15 protein-coding genes are annotated in these 18,763 nt (G+C 32.9%); all 15 read left to right on the plus strand.

Features of this window, described 5'->3' with window-relative positions; translation table 11 throughout:
- The first annotated feature begins 33 nt into the window (after nucleotides 1-33).
- Nucleotides 34-252, plus strand: coding sequence for a hypothetical protein (locus MN086_RS03205; protein WP_248576617.1), 219 nt, complete (start codon nucleotides 34-36; stop codon nucleotides 250-252).
- Nucleotides 253-1,098, plus strand: coding sequence for a fructosamine kinase family protein (locus tag MN086_RS03210; RefSeq protein ID WP_248576618.1), 846 nt, complete (start codon nucleotides 253-255; stop codon nucleotides 1,096-1,098). It begins immediately after the preceding gene.
- Complete coding sequence (locus MN086_RS03215; protein WP_248576619.1) at nucleotides 1,095-1,310, plus strand: hypothetical protein; 216 nt, start codon at nucleotides 1,095-1,097, stop codon at nucleotides 1,308-1,310. The genes MN086_RS03210 and MN086_RS03215 overlap by 4 nt, the downstream gene beginning before the upstream one ends.
- Before the next feature lie 92 nt (nucleotides 1,311-1,402).
- Nucleotides 1,403-2,215, plus strand: coding sequence for a DUF4365 domain-containing protein (locus MN086_RS03220; RefSeq protein WP_248576620.1), 813 nt, complete (start codon nucleotides 1,403-1,405; stop codon nucleotides 2,213-2,215).
- A gap of 331 nt (nucleotides 2,216-2,546) precedes the next feature.
- Nucleotides 2,547-4,676 (plus strand): hypothetical protein, encoded by a 2,130-nt coding sequence (locus tag MN086_RS03225; protein WP_248576621.1) that lies wholly within the window; start codon nucleotides 2,547-2,549, stop codon nucleotides 4,674-4,676.
- Nucleotides 4,677-4,679: 3 nt separating this feature from the next.
- Entirely contained in the window at nucleotides 4,680-6,596 is a 1,917-nt protein-coding gene (locus tag MN086_RS03230; RefSeq protein ID WP_248576622.1) for a site-specific integrase, read from the plus strand.
- Between the two features lie 4 nt (nucleotides 6,597-6,600).
- Complete coding sequence (locus MN086_RS03235; RefSeq protein WP_248576623.1) at nucleotides 6,601-7,059, plus strand: hypothetical protein; 459 nt, start codon at nucleotides 6,601-6,603, stop codon at nucleotides 7,057-7,059.
- Complete coding sequence (locus MN086_RS03240; RefSeq protein WP_248576624.1) at nucleotides 7,059-8,444, plus strand: site-specific integrase; 1,386 nt, start codon at nucleotides 7,059-7,061, stop codon at nucleotides 8,442-8,444. The genes MN086_RS03235 and MN086_RS03240 overlap by 1 nt, the downstream gene beginning before the upstream one ends.
- A 28-nt stretch (nucleotides 8,445-8,472) precedes the next feature.
- Nucleotides 8,473-8,991 carry a redoxin domain-containing protein gene (locus MN086_RS03245; protein ID WP_248576625.1) on the plus strand — a complete coding sequence of 173 codons (519 nt, stop codon included), beginning with the start codon at nucleotides 8,473-8,475 and terminating at the stop codon, nucleotides 8,989-8,991.
- An 84-nt stretch (nucleotides 8,992-9,075) separates the two neighbouring features.
- Nucleotides 9,076-10,632, plus strand: coding sequence for a class I SAM-dependent DNA methyltransferase (locus tag MN086_RS03250; protein ID WP_248576626.1), 1,557 nt, complete (start codon nucleotides 9,076-9,078; stop codon nucleotides 10,630-10,632).
- A complete protein-coding gene (locus MN086_RS03255) occupies nucleotides 10,629-11,888 on the plus strand; it encodes a restriction endonuclease subunit S (protein ID WP_248576627.1) in 1,260 nt (419 codons plus the stop codon). The genes MN086_RS03250 and MN086_RS03255 overlap by 4 nt, the downstream gene beginning before the upstream one ends.
- Nucleotides 11,888-12,928 carry a hypothetical protein gene (locus MN086_RS03260; protein WP_248576628.1) on the plus strand — a complete coding sequence of 347 codons (1,041 nt, stop codon included), beginning with the start codon at nucleotides 11,888-11,890 and terminating at the stop codon, nucleotides 12,926-12,928. Before MN086_RS03255 ends, MN086_RS03260 begins: the two co-directional genes overlap by 1 nt.
- Entirely contained in the window at nucleotides 12,925-14,685 is a 1,761-nt protein-coding gene (locus MN086_RS03265) for an ATP-dependent endonuclease (protein ID WP_248576629.1), read from the plus strand. The genes MN086_RS03260 and MN086_RS03265 overlap by 4 nt, the downstream gene beginning before the upstream one ends.
- Complete coding sequence (locus tag MN086_RS03270; protein WP_248576630.1) at nucleotides 14,682-17,669, plus strand: type I restriction endonuclease subunit R; 2,988 nt, start codon at nucleotides 14,682-14,684, stop codon at nucleotides 17,667-17,669. The genes MN086_RS03265 and MN086_RS03270 overlap by 4 nt, the downstream gene beginning before the upstream one ends.
- Nucleotides 17,666-18,364 (plus strand): M48 family metallopeptidase, encoded by a 699-nt coding sequence (locus tag MN086_RS03275; RefSeq protein ID WP_256465862.1) that lies wholly within the window; start codon nucleotides 17,666-17,668, stop codon nucleotides 18,362-18,364. The genes MN086_RS03270 and MN086_RS03275 overlap by 4 nt, the downstream gene beginning before the upstream one ends.
- The last annotated feature ends 399 nt before the right edge of the window (nucleotides 18,365-18,763 follow it).

An 18,763-nucleotide genomic window follows, 5' to 3' on the forward strand; every position in this document is an offset into this window, starting at 1 on the left:
AAGAAAACAGAGTTCTTACAGTAAAATACATACATGGAACAACATATAAAATTAGAACTTAAACAAACTACTGTAGAAAATCTCAAGAGTTTTTCTGAGATACTCAACAAAGACATCAACACAATGCTTGAAGAGGCATTGGAAGAGTACTTCGAGTCTCAGCAGCAGAAGCTTATGGAGAAAAATCTTTTCGATGAGAATGCCATGACGAACCTGGACTTCGATGAATTTTGGGATGATCTGGATATTTAGGTGAAAGAGGCACTCAGTGAAGTTTTAGGCCAGGATGTAAAACGTTTGGACCTGCTGCAGCAAGGCCAGATCGGAAGCATATACGTTGCCAGTGTAGAAGATCGGCGTTATGTCGTAAAGCATTCTGAACAGACAGAAAAACTGGCTATAGAAGCACATATGCTTGAGGATCTGTATGCAGCTAAGATACGTGTGCCCCGTGTGATCATCTCTAAAGGACCTTTTTTAGTACTTGAGCATATTGAAACCATTGATCAACCTAAAGTGACACAAGAGATAGAAGCTGCAACGCTTTTAAGCAGACTGCACACTGAAACCAACGAAAGTCGTATGTATGGCTACTATTACGACACGACCATCGGTCCATTCCCCCAAAAAAATGAGCAAACCCAATACAACTGGACACTTTTCCTGGGACAGATGCGTATTATGCCCATGGCACGGCACTGTTACGACAAAGGGAAAATACCAAAGCAGATGGTTGACCGATTGGAAGGTCTGTGTCGAGATCTCTATAAACGGATAGATATGTGTACCATTTATCCTTCATTGCTGCATGGTGATGTCTGGAGCGGGAATGTGCTTTTTGAGAAAGAGGGGGCTTGCCTCATCGATCCTGCCATTTACTATGGGGACAAAGAGATGGAGTTGGCTTTTATACTGCTCTTTGGTACGTTTGGAGAGACGTTTTTTAATGCCTACCGGGAGATACACACTCTCAGTGACGATTTTTATGAAAATAAAGTACCGATCTATCAGATATACCCGCTTTTGGTACATGTTGCATTGTATGGTGGCAGTTATGTAGGAGAACTAGAACGTACACTTAAAAGGTTAAAGATATGAACAAATGGAAGATAAAATCCACAATCAAAGAGATCACTATCGCCTTGGTACTTTTGTTTATAGTGAGCAGTATCATCAGTTATATTCGTGCCCCTGATCTCGGATCAAACCAGCTGCCCCAGATAGAAGCAACACTTGTAGATGGCAGTATTTTTAGCATTAGGAAAGGGAAACCGTTACTCATCCATTTTTGGTCAACATCCTTTTTGTGAAAAAAATAAATAAGTACAATCAATGAAGTAAATATCTATTTTTGTAAAATTTTAAAAGTATAATTAAATGAATATTTTATAAAGGAAATTAAATGATTTATCCTAAGAAGTCAGCAACAGGACAAGCAGGTGAACACTACTTTTCTTATTGGGTACTTAAGAATTTCCAGTGGCCTTGTAGATTATTTGATATAGATCTAGGTATTGATGCCCAAGTTGAAATTTTAGATAATAATAATCACACAACAGGTAACTTTATAGCTGTTCAAATTAAAACAACTGACTCAACAAAAACTAGTGTACCAGTCAAGGTGGAGAATCTTAAATATTGGGAATCGATAGATGATGCAGTAGTTTTGGTATTAATATGTATGAAGAAAAAGCCTAAAATTTATTGGAAGCTTATTAATGATAAAGAAATTTCTAAATATATTAAGAAGGCTAAAGTCACAAATCAGAAATCAATTTCTATTAAATTTTCAAAAGAGAATAAATTATCTAAAATGGATAAAAGTGATTTTTCAATATTACCTTATAAAGGAGACTACTATTATTTAGGAGCACTTTTAACAGAAATTAAAGATCAATGCAAAGAAATAAAACAAGACATAAAGCATGATTGTGACACTGTGTGTCTTCAGAGTATACTAGAAACCTTTAATAGTATTTGTTTTACTTTTGATGAAGTTGACCAGTTAATATTTAAATATCCAAAAATAAATTTTTATTCAATAAATATTGAAGATGTAAAAAAGTTATATCAAGAAGTGAAGGAAATCCTTCATGAGATTTTATGGCAAATGTTTGATGCGAATCCTGAAACCAAATCAGATATGGATAAAGACTACAATAATTCAAGTTATCATAAAGAACTAAGAGCCATGATTGAAAGTAGATATTTATAATTTCAATTAGTAAGAATACAAAATTTATTACAGATATTAAAACAAATAGGTAACATTTAGCTAAATCCAGTTACATTCAAATTAAAGGCCCATTTTACGTATAGTAGTAGTTTACATAGTTTTTTATTTATGATATAATATAATTTATTTTTATAAAAAATACTTTTTTATAAAAAAACCTTTACTTTTTCCTCATTTTCCCAATATAATTTTAAAGTAAAACATTAAAAATTAGTCACCTTTTTATTTTGATATATGGCTAAAAAACTTTTATGAGTTATTCAATGTTGCAAATATATTTTATTGTCGAAAGGGAAAAAAGAAGTATATAATGGGAAAATTAAAAGAGTTAAAGTTTCCAACTATACAGTTAGATGAAAGAAACGATAATAGACGTATCCATTTTGATTATGTAGATGATCTATATGCCAAAAAACATTATGGAGAATACATTATCGTAAAACATTCTGAAGCAGAGAATATTTCTACATCAAGAGTTTATCTCTCAAATGATGCCCAAGTTGAATATTATTTAGGTAGAAAAAAACGTGGTGATAAACTATTCAATTGTGTACCTGCAGTAGGTAAAGTTAATCTTTTTGATCTGTTTCCTCAATATAAAACCTTTATCAAAAGTACAATATCTTACATAATACAAGATAGACAACATTCTTCTACAGTTATGCATTATTTAATTGGTTTTAATATCTTTTTATCAGCATTGAAATCTCATGACATTGTGATAAACGAATTTAAAGAAATTACAAATGAGCACCATGCTTTAACCTACAATTATATAAAAGTAACTGAAGGTACAAACAACTACACCATGAGGAATGTACGCAGTTTTTTTGGTGTGGTAGAACTAAATTTAGAGCATTTTATTACAACTCGTATACCTCGTTTGGGAATAGACAATTCTATTTTAGCTCTTTCATCAACTGTATCATTTCAGATTTCTTATTTTTCAGAAGTAGAGATATCAAAAATTATTAAACGAGTAAATGAATATAAAGAGTGGATGAAAGAATATGAGAATATAGAATTATTTAGTTTAAAAAATTTAGCAAAAACATACTATGAATCACAAGGAAGTACCGAGAAAAGGCCTTTTGGTGTAACTGTTAATAGTATTTGTATTGATTTACATGGTATTAATCTAAAGTATTGGATACGTAGATCTAGACGAGAATATGTATATAAAAACTTATATCAAAAAAAAATGCATGAAGAGATGCTAGAGTACTGCAAAGATGGAACAAATATTGACGTTGTCGATGAAAAAATGTATGCATTTTGGCATAAAGAAATTTATCCTGATTGGCCTTTTACTAGAACTTTAGCAAAAAAATTTGACTCATCACAAATAAAATATTTTAGATATAGATATGCAGAAAAATTAGGGATAGATCTAAATAATTTTGATTCTCGTATTTATCCATCAGGAGCTGAAATTTATCCTCTTATTTTATTACTATTGATATGGGAAGGAATGAATACAGAAGTTTTAAAAAATTGGAGAGTGAAAAAAAATAAGAAAGGCGAATTCAAAATTGGAAATGAGACAAGTATAGGTTTATTGATTGAAAGTACGAAAGCACGATCTAACTCAATTCAAGCAAATGTTCTTAGTAATTCGTCTAATTTTAAAAAGTATATTGATTTTTATTTGAAATGGCTTACACCTATTTATGAAAATTCTGGAAAAGATAATTTTTTTCAGTATATCTATCTGAAAGATAAAGAAGAGCCTCTAAGAATATGGAAGAGCAGTGCATTTTTTAATAATCTGAAACATTCAAAAGACTCTTTATTCGCTAAATATGAGATTTTAGAAACAAGCGGTACTAAAGTTCAGTATATTGACCATAGACGGATAAGACCATATACAAACTATAGAGATGCCATGGCAGATTATAGTGAATTTAAAAGGCAAATGAAAAAGGGGCATGAAAATATAGATACCCTAAAACATTATGAAAATTCAAAAGAATGGATAGGAGATAAGAAACATAGGATCGCAAGAACACAGAATTTAATAGTGAAAATCCTAAGAGATGATGAAGATAAATATGAAGAAAAAATTCAAAACTTATTTAATGGTCCATTAGCAGATTGTGAAGATCCTAAAAAACCAGACCATCCAGATGCTTTAACTCTTAAAAAGAATGAAATTTGTAGTGATTGGTTTAAGTGTTTAACAATGTGTGGGAAAGCTAATGTTGTTCCCAAAGTACATGGCCCAGTAATTTATGCTTGGATTTTATATATGGAAGAAGAATATGAAAATTATTTTAGTTATGCAGACTGGGAGAAAGAATATTCAATGGATTATATGGCAGCAGTAAATACTTTTGGAGGGTTTACATTTCATGAAAAGAATTATTCTGAAGAAAATGCATATAAGCATGAAGAGTTTGTAAAAAGAAAATTTAAACGTAAAATGAAAATAAGAGCTTGATGAATGAAACATATAAAAAAATATCTTAATCAATTAAAGAGTTGTCTTACAGAAGAAGAGGTTTGGGATTTGATGAAAGGTCGAGTTTTTCCTGGGTCAGACAATTCAAGATTTGAAGAAGATATGATACAGTTGCCCACAAGTACAGGATACTATAGTGGTGTATCTATTAATGTGGATAATAAACTTTTAGATTTGGCTTGTAGGGTAATCCTTTTTTTGAAGTTGGACGGGGAAATATCAAATCTACCAAGAAATTCGGGGAAGAAAACTTATGCATCACATATAAGATATTTTTTGAGTAATATGTCTGATCTACACAACAATATACTGAGTTTAGATGATCTTAACGGGAATGACATGGATTTTCTGATTAATCAGCATAAAAATAACTCAAAAGAACTTGTATCCACAACTTTATGTGCAAAATTGGGTAGGCTTGAAGAATGGATTATATTTGCAAATCATAAATTACCATTGTTTTTACAGTTAAATGAAACTCTTTTTTTAAACTCGAAGCATTATATGGAATTCTATGAACAGTGTAGACAAAGAAAACGTGAAACTGCTATGATAGGTGGTCCGAAAGAACCATACCCACTTAATAAGCTTAAATATCTTGTTAAGGAAGCAATGCTATATCTTGAAGAATACTCCCAAGACTGTTTATATGCTGCAAAAATATATATAGAAACAAAAAGTTTTAAAAGTCTGTCTGAAAAATATAATCATGTATTAAATTATTTCAAAACAGTAGCACATAAGTTTACCGAACCTGCTCTTTTGGGGCTTCAAAAAAAATGTCAGGAAAGCGATAGTGCATTTATAGATGTAAATGGAAAGCAACAAAGAAGTGTTAGAATGGGTGATGGTTTAGTCGAGGAGTGCATCAGTGCTGCAAAAAGACTAGAAGGTGCTTGTGTCACTATTATTCTAATGCTGACTGCAATGCGCAGACAAGAATTAGCCCGTTTAGAACGTCATCCAGTAATTGAGGAAGGTGAATATCTAAATTTTAAAAGATTTATTTACAAAACTGCGCATACTGAAAATGGTGATTTACTTGAAATCCCTATTCCTCCAATTGTCCAAAGTGCCCTAGAATCATTATCACGAATTTCAGAAATAAAAGACGGTAAGACAACTGGTCCAATTATAGTCAGTGATTTTAGATTTAGTGAAGGTTGTAATGATAATAGGGTACAAGCTTCCATAAGATATTTTTCTAAATCTATCAACTTAGAGAATCCTCCTACACCACATCAGTTAAGACATGCAATGGCTTTTTTGGTTGCTTTCTTAAATGAAAAGGATGGTTTAGAGTTGGCCAGATTACTATTAGGTCATGACACAATTCTGATGACTCTTTGGTACATGGGGCACTATAGTCCACTGATTAAAGAAGTGGTTTCCGAACAATTGATCAAAAAGTCAAAACAACTTGTTGATGTTATTGGGAAAGAGCTTAATTCAGGTAAATTACTGTTTGGACCAAAGGGAAAATTGATAATGGAGAATTATGAATTTTCGGGTAGTTATGTAGAAGAATTTTCCAGTATCTTATCCGAAACCATGATCACTCTGATAGAAAAAGGACAGGCTGTTCTTATACAAAACCCAATTTGTTTCTGTTTTCATGATATGTCAAAAGGAACTGAAATGTCTTGTCAACGCGGGCTTGGAATGTCAGATTTAACAGGTGCTCTTCCATTACCCTCAAGATGTAATGGCTATGATTGCGAAAGTGCCATCTTTACAGAAGAATATATCCAAAGATTAGATAATACAATGATAGATTCAGAATTGGAAAAAAGACTTTTGGGAAATACCTATTTTGTTGACTTTGGTGGTTTTGATGCAATTGATCCATCTAGAAGTATTGTGAATGATTATATTATGACAAAACAAAGGATGGGTTAGGTAAATGGCTGCATTGTCAGAAGAAGAAAAGTCTTTAAAAGTAAGATTGAGTTGGGAAGCTTTTTATGAACTGTGTGATCAATCAGTTCTTGAAAATTATGTAACTCCTAAAAAGATTGCTAGTGCGGTCAACTCGTCAGAGTATGCAAAAAGTTTTGAGACACAACTTCATTACAATTCATTAAAGCAGCCAGGTTCAACAGAGTTTAAAAAGCTAAAAAAAGCAATTGATGATTTTAGGGTTGAGTTTAAAAAAAGAAAACTACTTGTTGATAAAAAAATAAAAGAAGAAATTGCTAATTTGAATGAACAAATTGATAACCTAACAATACAAAATACACAGCTGATTCACCTGAAGAGAGAGTCAGAAAATGAAAAGAATGAGACTAGTAAATCTTTAGATAAATATAAAAAAGAAAATAAAGAGCTTCGAGATCAAATTGTTCAGTTGAGAAAAAAATAATGACTATTACTTATAAGACATATCCTCATCCTGATTCAGATATAAAAAGAAATCTTACTGTTATTTTTGTGAATAATAAACTTGATATTCCATCTACTGAATTTTTATTGAATGAGGTGAGGCATGGAGGAAGGTGTGGTGGAGTTGCAGCCGAGTCTGTTCACAGGGATAAAGCAATTAAAATCGGTGAAATGTATAGACATCTTCATTCTATAGGAAAAGATTGGAGAAGTGCATTTGAAATTGATTTTATAAGGATTAGAAATGCAATGTTGTGTTGGGATGCTAATGACAATAAAGCATATGATGACTATGAATATAAACATATAAGCAACAATGCGATGAATAGTAAAATCAACATATGGTACAAGTTTTATAAATATATGGAAAATATTGATGAGCCATTTGATTTAGTGATGACAACTAAAAAAGTAAAAGTTAAAAAAAGACATGGTGGGGTGCTGAAACATTTAGATGATGAGTATGAAATAATAGAGATCTGGACGATTAAAGTTAAACCTGATCCAGAAAAATATGTCTATCATGCTCTTCCTAGGTTTGATTATCATCATTTTGAAAAAGAATTAGAGAAAATTGATATCGTATATGCGATGATTGCACATTTTATGGTTGAAACTGGATTGCGAATAAAACCAACAGTAAAAGTAAGAGAAGATAGTTTTAGAAATTATTTAATTGATATTAATAAGGGTAAATCAATTGACGAAAAAAGATCTCACCTACAAGATAACTTTAGAAAAATGAGTTACGTGGCCAAAGGTGGTTTAGTGAAAAATTGTGATCTCCCAATAAGAACTATAATTAATATAAAAGAAAAATACCTTTCACGTGTTTATCCTATTCGAAAAAAATTACATAGTGATAAGTATAGTGATCGTCCTGAAAAGCTTGATGAAAATGCAATGTGGATACTTGAAAATGGGCGAATAGTAAATGAAGGTGATATTAGAAGGGCATTTAAACAAGCTTCAGAAGTAATTGGGTACACAGTTGAAGTTATTACTCCCCATTGGCTAAGACATACGTTTGCAACTTGGATACTAATAGATTACTTTCAAAAGATGGAAATTCCCTTTACAGGTACAGGGGTAACCCCAGATGTTATGGCTATGGGAATATTGGCAGAAAAGCTCGGTCAGGTAAATCCTGAAACAGCTCTAATATATACAAGAACAGCCTTTAAAATGATGGTCGGTATGACAAGTAAAGGACCTATTATGTCTTTTAGGAATTTCAGCAAAGATAAAAGGGCTCAAGAAATTGTTGAATGCCTAGCAAGAGATGAATTTGGTAAAGATTTTGATACTGAAATATTTGATGTCTTCAAATATGCAGAATCTAAAGGTATAGTGGTAGACTATTAAAAAATATTCTCATTATAAAGGCATGTATATGCAAAAATTCAACTTGAAAATAAAAAAACTTTTTCAAGAAATAGTTTTGGCACTACTTATAATTTTTGTTGTAAGCAATATCATAAGTTATATACGTAAACCAGCACTACCTAGTGAAGAAATACCTACCATTGAATTGAAAACGATTCATGGACAAAGTGTTGATATGGCGTCATATAGTGGAAAGCCATTAATAATACATATTTGGGCTACCTGGTGTCCGACTTGTCGTATGGAAAACTCTAATATTGAGCAGATATCAAGTAAGTATAATGTGTTGACTATTGCAGTGAAGTCAGGCAGTAATGAGAAACTACAAAAATATATGACTGAGAATAAGTTTTCTTTTCTAGTTGTTAATGACAGTAATGGGGACTTAGCGTCAAAATTGAACATTGAAGTGTTTCCCACAACTTTGATATACGACAGTGAACATAAATTAAAATTTATTGAGACGGGTTATACAACAACAGCTGGATTGTTAGCCCGCATGGCGTATTTAAATAATGTTGATTAGATATTAGGAGTAGTTGTATAGGTAAAAGTAAATAAAGATAAGATACAATTAATCTAATCTTAAAGTGGGAAGGTAGAGCTATATATGGTCAAAAAACTTGATTTAGAAACTTTAGAGTCCTGGTTATGGGATTCTGCAAATTTACTGCGTGGACACATTGACAGCTCCGATTTTAAAAACTACATTTTTGGTCTTCTTTTTTTAAAACGTGCTAGTGATCAGTTTTTTGAAGAGGCAGAGATTGCTGCTAATGAAGAAGGGATCACTGTTGAGGAAGCGATTGAAGATGAAGATTTTCACCGTTTTTTTATTCCTCAAGTTGCCTGGTGGCGTGAGATAACTAAGAAGACTGAGAATATTGGTCAGACTATCGATAAAGCTTTTTCAGCTATTGAAGAGTATAACAGTTCTCTTGAAGGTGTAATGACAGCAGTTCACTTTGGGGATAGTGAAAAGCTTCCTGATAAACTACTTTCTCGTTTGTTGCAACACTTTAATAAGCATTCCCTTGCAAATTCGAATCTTGAGAATCCTGATATTCTTGGTAATGCCTATGAGTACTTGATCCGAGAGTTTGCTGATGATGCTGGGAAAAAGGGTGGAGAGTTTTATACACCTAAGGAAGTTGTGCAGCTATTGGTGAAATTGATCAAGCCCGAAGCTGGTAATTCGATCTATGATCCTACGTGTGGCTCTGGTGGTATGCTGATTCAATCAGCACACTACATTGCTGAACATGGTGGAATGGTTGGCGAGTTTGTTGACTGTACTCTTAAAGGACAAGAAAAGAACCTTGGAACGTGGGCGATCTGTAAAATAAATATGATTGTACATAACTTCAAAGATTCAGATATCAGGAAAGGTGATACTCTTGGATCCCCAAAGCATATTGTCAATGGTGAACTTGAAACCTTTGATAGGGTAATTGCCAATCCGCCGTTCAGTTTGAGCCAATGGTGGGAAGCTGCAGAAGTAGATGTTAAAACAGATGCAAAAGGGAAGCCTATCTCCCCAAAATATAATGATATTGTGAGTGACGAGTATGGACGCTTTAAGTATGGTATTCCTCCACGTGGATATGGGGATATGGCCTTCTTGCAGCACATGATTAGTGTGTTGAAACACGACGGGAAAATGGGGGTCGTTCTTCCACATGGAGTTCTTTTTAGAAGTGGCAGTGAAGGCAAGATTCGTGATGGCCTTTTAAAAGACGATCTAATCGAAGCGATTGTGGGGCTTCCAGAAAAGCTTTTTTATAATGCTGGTATTGCAGCAAGTATTATTATAATTAATAAATCAAAGCCTAAATCATTGAAAGATAAGGTGATTTTCATTGATGCTTCGAATGAGTATAAAGAGGGATCAAATCAAAACACACTAATGACTGAGAATATCGAAAAGATTGTAAGCTCATATGATGCACTTGAGGATATTGATAGATATATGCGTATCGTACCAATGGATGAGATTGTTAAGAATGATTGTAATCTTAATATCCCCCGTTACATTGATACCTCTGAAGACGAAGATATAGTTGATATCGAAGAGACACTTGGACATATTGAAGAACTTAAGACGATAGAGAAAGAGATTGATGAAAAACTCAACACTTACCTAAAAGAGCTAGGGTTTGTTTTATGAGTGTCCGTGAAGGGTATAAAAATACTGAGCTTGGCGAGATTCCAGATAATTGGGAAATAGTTACTTTGGAATCTGTACTTGAAAGGTTTCAAAATGGTTGTGCTTTTTCTTCAGAAGGTTATGTTGAAAGTGGCATTCCTATAGTGTCAATGGCAAATATTTCTTTAAAGGGAATATTCCAATACGACTATACAAAAGCAAAATATTGGAATGAGTCTGAACTAGATAGGTTAACACAATATCAACTGAAAAAAGGTTCATTATTAATAGCTATGACAGATGTCACTCCTGATAAAAATTTAATTGGACGCATGGCTGTTATAGATATTGACGATCTGTTTCTTTTAAATCAACGAGTTGGCTTATTGCAAACAAAACCAAATATAAATCGAAAGTTTTTATCTGAATATGGAAATTTTTCAATCTGGAGAAAATATTGTAAAAATGTAGCTGCTTCAGGTGCTCAAGCAAATATTTCTACAAAAGATATTAAAAATGGACTAATCCCAGTTCCTCCTCTCAAGGAACAGCAAAAAATTGCTGATATCCTAAGTACTGTTGATCAAAAAATTAATTTGATTAATACTAAGATTAAAGAGGCTGAAATCTTGAAAAAAGGGCTTATGCAGAAGCTTTTGTCAGAAGGAATCGGGCATATTAAGTTTAAGGAAAGTGAGATTGGGCAGGTCCCTATTGAGTGGGAAGTATTGGCATTAAGTGAATTTGCTAAGATCAATATGGGACAATCTCCAGTTTCGAAATTTGTAAATGAAGAAGGTGAAGGCATCCCTTTTGCACAAGGTAATTCTGAATTTACACAAAAATACTTCACGCACACAAGCAAATATTGTATACAGCCAAAAAAGGTGGCACAACAAGGAGATATCCTTTTTAGTGTTCGTGCACCAGTGGGTGACATTAACATTGCAGCGTTTGATATATGTATAGGGCGGGGTTTAGCTAGTTTAAGAGCAAAAAATAATGAGCAAGAATATCTCTATCAACTTCTGATGAAATTGGCTCAAAGATTGAATCAATCTGCTCAAGGAAGTACATTCACAGCAATCAATAAATCAGATCTTGAAAAGCTAAAAATTGCTGTCCCACCTCTTGAAGAGCAAAAGAGAATTGCAGACATTCTTTTTACAGCCGATAAAAAAATTGAAACACTTCGAACAAAAAAAGAATTATTTGGAGCACTAAAGAAAGGACTTGTACAAAAACTTATAACAGGCGAAGTGAGGGTAAATAGTTAATGGCTTCTTTACCTGCGACAAATGGGAAAAATGTAATTGCGCCGCACACTGTCATCTTGGGAGCTGGAGCAAGTATTGCAATGACAAGATTAAATGCAGAAAAATTTGGAAAAGAATTGCCTTCTATGGATAATTTAGTAGAAAAGGTTGGACTTGCTCCACTACTTGATAAGAATGGTATTGATTATTATGGCAAAAACTTTGAGTCACTTTTTTCGGAGATTAAAGAAGATCTTTCAAAAGAGGAAATTGCACAACAAATTGAAAAACAAATTTATGACTATTTTGCAAATATGGAAATTTCTGATGAACTTACAATTTATGATTATTTAGTCATGTCTTTAAGCAATAATGATGCGATCGCTACATTTAATTGGGATCCTTTTCTGATTCAAGCATTAGCCCGTTGCAGTAGGTTTACTCATAATTTACCTAGAGTAATTCATTTACACGGAAATACGGGTCTTGGCGTATGCTATGATGACAGTGTAGTTGGACATATAAATGCATTATGTAGTACTTGTAAAAACCCTTTTGAACCTACTAAACTACTGTACCCTATAGGGAAAAAAGACTATACATCTGATCCATTGATTAAAAATGAATGGGAGATATTAAAAGCCTATATAGAAGAATCTTTTTATATAACAATTTTTGGATATAGCGCTCCTGTTTCTGATATTGAAGCAAAAACCTTATTATTAGAGGTTTGGGAAAAAAATGCTTCAAAAGGACTTGCACAAATTGAGATAGTTGATATTAAGTCTAAAGAAGATCTTTATGAAACATGGCAAGATTTTATAGTACGTGACCACTATTATGTTTCGAATAATATATTTGATAGTTATTTATTTCGATATCCTAGACGGTCATGCGCAGCTTTTTTTGAAATGGTGGGAATGCTAAGACCAAAAAAACCAAATCCATTTCCAAAATTAATGACTGTTGAAGAACTTTATCATTGGGCCAAACCATTAATTGATGAAGAAGAAAGTGGTGTTAAGTATAGTTTTAATGTTTTAAAAGGGGAGACAAAATGATTAAAATCAAGAAGGTTCATATAAAGCGATTCCGATCAATAATGGATTTAAAAATAGAAATTGATCAAAATAATAATTTCATTACAATATGTGGTGAAAATAATTCAGGTAAAACAAATACATTAAGAGCAATGAATATTTTTTTTAATCCTGAACAGTATGATTATGAAAAAGATACACCATTCCATAAGCTTGAAGGTTCTCAAGGCGGTAAAGTATTCCCAAATATTGTTATTGAATTTTCTGACGATTCGAAGGTTTATAAAATAGAACGAAACTTTGAAAAGGATCAATATAAACTAAGTGGTCAAAAAATTGAAAGTGGAAGTAGTGAGGAACTTACAGAAAAACAGTGCATAGCTATCTTAAATAAAATTCACTTTTTTTATATTGAATCAATAAATGTTTCGTATCCAAAATTAATTAATAATTTGATTGATACTGTTTTTGAAGTTGCTTTTGCAAAATCAAGATTTTCTGGTGGGAAAAAAGCATTGAAGACAGCATATGAAGCATATACTAAAGGGCTTTTAGAAGTTTTACAGAACCTTTCTAAAGATATAAACCCGTTATTCCAAGAATATAAAGAAAACTGGGAAGTTGAATTTGACTTAGACAGTGATATTAAAAAGTTCAGAGATATTATTACAGATGATATAGAATTTTTCATTAATGATAGTTCAAATAAACATATAGACTCTAAAGGTTCTGGATTACAAAGGTTGGCTTATATTTTATTGCATTTTAAAATTATTGAGAAGTTGAAGAAAAATACAATTTTAGTGATTGATGAACCTGACATATTTTTGCATCAGTCTTTACAGAAAACACTACATAAGCATATGCAACAGGTTAAAAGCTCTGCCCAAATATTTATTACAACACATTCCCCTGTTTTTATAGATAGTTACACATTAAATAATGTCTTTTTGCTTGACCTAGAAATAACAGAAAAATATTATCAACGTCGTAAAAGAACATACAATGAATTAAAAACAAAACTTGTTAATATTTCTGGAGTTAACGGTGATCATAAAATTAAAGAGTATCTTGGTATAGATAATAAGGATTTTGAAGTTTTACGTAATTACAACATTCTTGTTGAAGGTGAAAGTGATTTGATTTATCTTAGTGAGCTTGGTAAATATTTCGGTATGGAAGTCCCAAATATTATACCTTTGGGTGGAGTAGATAATGCAACAAGAGAACTCAGCTTTTATAATAATTTTTATCATGACACAGGAGTTAAACCAAAAGTTGTTTTACTAGTAGATAATGATCGAGCTGGTAGAGATGTTTTTGATAAAGTTGTAAAAAATAAATCAAAAAGTCATTATAATAATCTTGATTTGAAAATTGAGTTGTTGCCTAATGTACTAGGTGAGAATACTAAAGAAAGTGCAAAAAATAATGAAGTGGAAGATTTTGTATACCCGGAAATTATTGTTGAGTTGGTTAATAAGGTTTTAGCAAAAAAATCGTTGAGAAAGATCATACCTGCGAGAATAGAGACAAAAATTTCTCAAGCAGCATTTAAAAATAGTGGAATATTAACACTTGTCGAAAACGAAAAAAATGAAAGAAACCCTGAAGATGGAGGTTCAATTAATATTGCATCAGAAAGTGTTAAAAATAGTATGTCAAAGTTTTTTAAGATTGAAGGTAATACAAGACTTATAAAACTTCTTGAAGTAAATGATCAAAAATTTCCAGAAGTTAGGTCTTATCTTTATAAACTCTTTGAAGGTAACTTATGAGCCAAAATACCCCTGAATATCTTCAAAGTGAATTACCAGCGATTGAATTGTTTCAAAAGCTTGGCTTTGATTATTTTGATGCTGGAGTTGAAGATCCAAGAAGCTCGATTAATGATGTTATCCTTTTAGATAGACTAACTTATTCACTTCAAGCAATCAATCCATGGCTCAAGGGTAACGTCCTTGAGAAGGTAATCCGAACTGTTTCTAATATTCAGGCTTCTTCACTCATGGAGGCCAATCAATATGTATATGACCTCATTACAAAAAAAGATGCCATTACAGAAAAACCTACACCTGATGCAAAGCCTCAACCTGTTTTTTTGATTGACTATGAAAACATTGAAAACAATGATTTTCTGATAGTCAATCAAATGAAATATCATGGTTCTGGGAATAATTCAATTCCTGATATTGTTGTCTATGTAAACGGCTTACCATTGGCTGTAATAGAAGCCAAGTCTCCAAAGGTAAGTATTACTGATGCAATCAGTGACTTAGAGTATTATCAAAATAATTCACCAAAGCTTTTCCATTACAATCAGATATGTATCGGAATCAATAAGGGTAAAGCTTTGTATGGAACTATTGGAGCAAGTTTTACTCACTATTCCAAATTTAGATCTGAGGATACAATAGCACTAAAAGAGTTAATTGATCGTGAGCCAACAGTTCAGGATATCTTGATCTATTCACTTTTTCAAAAAGAGGTCTTTTTAGATATTGTGCGTAATTTCACCATTTTTGAAGTGGAGCAGGGACGAACAATCAAAAAGCTTCCTCGTTATCAGCAATTAAGAGCTACGAATAAGATTCTAAATAAACTTCAGGATGAAGATAAAGGTGGTGTTGTTTGGCATACACAAGGATCGGGTAAATCGATTACTATGATCTACTTAGCTACGAAGCTACGTCGTGAAGAAGCAGGATTTGACAACCCTACCATTCTAGTGGTAACGGATCGGATTGATCTAGATAATCAGATCAGCTCTACATTTCGGCGTGTAGGATTTGACAACCCTCAGCAAGCTAGCAGTATTTCTCATCTCAAAGAGCTGTTAAGAGATACTTATGGTAAAACTCTTATGACAACCATTCATAAGTTTCAGGAGAAGGCTGAAGAGCAGCGTGATAGTGTTGAAGTGCTTTCTGAGAAGAAGAATGTTTTTGTACTCATTGATGAGGCACATAGAGGCCAATATGGTATGACAGCTGCCTATATGCGTAGTGCGTTGCCAAATGCCAAGTTTATTGCCTTTACGGGTACGCCAATAGACAAAGAGGAGCGTTCGACACTTCGTGAATTTTATGGTGGGGACTATATTGACAAGTATACGATAAAACAATCCGTTGAAGATGGTAATACCCTTGCAATCCGTTATCAAACTGGAATGCCAAATTATTTCATAGAAAAAGAGTTGATGAATGAGGTCTTTACTGCTACCTTTGGCAATGAAAGTGAAGAGAAACAGGCTAAGCTGAAAAGTAAAGCAGCAAGCCTTGATACATTCTTACTAGCAAAACGTCGTGTTGAAGAGATTGCAAAACATATCATCAATCACTTTAAAGAGAAGATCTATCCTAATCGATACAAAGCCATGCTGGTCTGCCATAATCGTTATCAGGCTATTGCCTATCAAAAGGCCTTTGAGAAGCTTTCCCAACAAGGATTGAATACTTTTAAGACCAGGGTTATCATGAGTTTTGATAACAAAAAAGATCCTACTGAATTTAAAGAGTTAGCAACACCTGAGGATCAAGTCAAACAAGCCATTGAAGATTTCAAATTACCATTTGGAAATGAAGGCGATCTCAGTAAGGGTGGAAAGAGGCAGTTTGATAATACTGCAATTCTAATTGTGTCAGATATGCTACTGACAGGATATGATGCGCCTATTATTCAATGCATGTATATCGATAAGCTTTTAAAAGAACATAATCTACTTCAAGCTATTGCAAGGGTTAATCGAACGAAAAGTGGTAAGGAGTATGGACTGGTGGTTGATTATGCTGGAATCACTCAATATCTTTCTGATGCACTTAAGATCTTTAGTGGTGATCTTGAAACCAGTGATGTCATGACGGATTTGGAAAATGAGAAAACGATTCTCGAAAATCGTCATGCAAAAATGCTTGCCTTCTTTAACCATATTAAAATTGATCGCCATAAAGAACGAGATAAGTTTGTTGATGCTTGTGTTCTCTATCTTGAGCCAGAAGATCTTCGTGATAAATTTATTGAATTGGTAAAAAGCTTTAATAAGTCAATGGATATTGTGTTGCCAGATAGCTTCGCGATTACATATGAGTATGACTTAAAGCTTTTCAATGATATCAAGCTAGAAGCCGTCAATACACACTCTCCAGATAAACTCTATATCACCCGTGAAGAGACGAAGAAGATCCAAATGATTATTGACGAGCATTTAAGGGCAACAGGTGTCAATTATCTGCTTTCTGAAGCGGTAGACATCACTGATTCAAAACGCTTTGAAGAAGAACTTGCTAGAAAAGGTGGAAAGACAAAAGAGTTAACTATAGCAAACCGGATAAAACATACGATTCAGGCTAACAAAAAAGAGAATCCAGAGTTTTATGAAGACCTTGCTAAACGGCTTGAACGTTTGATCAAGGATCGTGAGGAGGATCGTATCGATCAAGCACAACTTCTATTGGAGTTTAACAAAATTCAAGAAGAAATCAAAAATTCAAAAGAAGAGTGGAAACGTCTTGGTCTTGTAGCACCGGAACAATTCCCAGTTTATAAATCTCTTGAAAAAGCTTTAGAAAACCCTAAAGATTATACGCTGGTGATCTTTGATAAGATTGGTGTCTATCTTCAAAAGGCAGATTGGCAAGATCACGATGATATTAAAAAAACTATGCGAAAAGAGGTTAAGTCACTGCTGCGTAGTGCAGGAGTTGACAAAGAGTTGGTAAATTCATTGCCGATTGATATACTTGAGATTTTAGAGAATCAATGAAAAATGTTCAATATGGAACTCGAACTATTGAATATGAGATAGTTCGAAACAATAGGATTAAGCATATTTACATCACTGTGGAAAGAGATAAAGGTGTGTTAGTGAAAGCTGCTGATTCAGTAAGTGTCAAAGAGATAAACAAACTAGTAAAACACAAATCTGCATGGATAGTTAAAAAGCTTGAGTCGATTGGTAAATCAGTAGATTTTGGAGAGATTGTAACTGGATCACGACTTTTTTACCTGGGTAAGAGCTATTATGTAAATCTGATCAAAGAAGAGCGTGAAGATATTGAAGTTGAGTTCATTCATTCAAAGTTTAAAATTAAAGCCCCTACAAAATATTCACAGGAATCCTTGCAAGAAGCGATTGATCAGTTTTATCAATTTAAGGCTCAAGAAAAAATCACAAAGCTTGTTCGAAAGTGGAGTAATGTGATGCAGCTTTTTCCAGAGCATATAGCTTTCCGGAAGTCAAAAACTAAATGGGGTAGTTGTTCTCCAAGAAATCGACTTTCATTTAATCCTGAGCTTATGAAGCTCTCCTCTTCATTAATAGAGTATGTAGTAGTTCATGAACTTGCACATATTGTCTATAAAAACCATTCTAAAGAGTTTTGGGCATTGATAAAAAAGTTTATTCGTAATTATTCTCAGAAAGAAGAAGAGTTAAAAGTTTTTGAGAGAAAATTATGAAAAAACTGAAGATGCACAATGAATTATGATAGCCTGTTTTTAGTAAACTATTTTGGTGAAAATAATTATCGCATAGCCTTTGGTCACAACTATACAATTTAGAGCAGAATAGACACTTTTTTTGACTGGAATCGTTAGAATTTAGCTCATTTTGGAGAAAATCAGTGCAATTTCCTACCTTTTGTGACCAATATTACTATTTTTTAGAGTAATTGTGACAGTTGTTACTATTTTTCTGAAGTGTTATGACCAAAACTACTAACACTAACTCAAAACTTCCCATATTGAGGACTCGAATCAATTTGCTAAAGGAATCAAATTAAAAATTTACCAAAAGTGGGATACCACTTCCTATTTGGAGGACTCATTTGACTTTTGGAACTAAAAACAAGTATAAAA

The sequence above is a fragment of the Sulfurovum sp. XGS-02 genome, from assembly GCF_023213175.1.
GTDB lineage: Bacteria > Campylobacterota > Campylobacteria > Campylobacterales > Sulfurovaceae > Sulfurovum.